Origin of the sequence: Citrobacter sp. Cs237 (assembly GCF_030332325.1) — a bacterium.
Lineage (GTDB): Bacteria > Pseudomonadota > Gammaproteobacteria > Enterobacterales > Enterobacteriaceae > Citrobacter_A > Citrobacter_A sedlakii.
In genome coordinates this window covers 1-246 of record NZ_JAOWIB010000067.1, presented here as the reverse complement: position 1 = coordinate 246, position 246 = coordinate 1, and the positions used below count along the sequence as shown (strand labels likewise).

The 246-nt window shown below is 67.1% G+C and carries 1 protein-coding gene; it reads left to right on the top strand.

From position 1 onward, the window contains the following. Positions 1–246 (top strand): Ig-like domain-containing protein (locus tag OGY07_RS02845; protein ID WP_286598534.1); only part of this gene is annotated, 246 nt, incomplete at both ends.

Genomic DNA, 246 nt, shown 5'->3' with positions numbered 1-246 from the left:
CAGCGCCCGCGTGGAGGCCAGCGTCAGCAATGCGGCAGGTAACTCCGCATCGGCCACCCACGACTACAGCGTGGATACGGACGCGCCGGTAATCACCATCAGCACCATCGCGGCTGACGATATCCTGAACGCCACGGAAGCGCAGGCGGATCTGCTGATCGGCGGTACCACCACCGCCCCGGCGGGTCAGACGGTGACCGTGACGATTGGCGGCACCGGCTACACCACCCAGGTGCAGGCCAACGG